Raw genomic sequence first — 500 nt, forward strand, 5'->3', positions numbered from 1 at the left:
GCGTCGGCGAGGTCGGCGCGAAGGCCGGCGTCGACGGTCCGCGTCGAGGCCATCGCGCCAGTGACGAAGGCGGTGCGGTCGACGATCTCGCGGCAGGCGCGCGCGACCGCGACCTCGGCCTGCCCGACCTGCACGTCGGCCGACTGGCTGTAGAACGCGAACAGCAGGTAGCCCGTGGCCGCGGCGGAGGCGAGGAGCAGCAGCCAGAGCGCGAGCAGCCGCGCCCGCAGCGAGCGCGGGATCACCGGCCGCGCCATCGCCGGCCTTGCTCGAAGCGGATTTCGCGCACCGGGCGTCGTCGCCCCCCTCACCGGCCGGGCGCCACCGCCTCGGATGCTGCCGGTCGTCGCATGTTCCGGCCGGCCGACCAAGCGGACGGGTCGCCTTGCGATGTTCGGTCCCCAGCGCACCGCCCTCGCTTGACCGCCCCGGCGGTTTTCGACAGGGTCCGCGGCGCTGCAATCCGCGGTTCCGGCGAGGGCCGCCGCACTGGACGATCC

At 75.2% G+C, this 500-nt stretch carries 1 protein-coding gene; it reads right to left on the bottom strand.

The features are described from left to right. A partial coding sequence (locus D7Y13_RS42215) for a hypothetical protein (RefSeq protein WP_208734581.1) occupies window positions 1-257 on the bottom strand: 257 nt, incomplete at its 3' end. Window positions 258-500 lie beyond the last annotated feature (243 nt).

The organism is Corallococcus praedator (genome assembly GCF_003612125.1).
GTDB lineage: Bacteria > Myxococcota > Myxococcia > Myxococcales > Myxococcaceae > Corallococcus > Corallococcus praedator.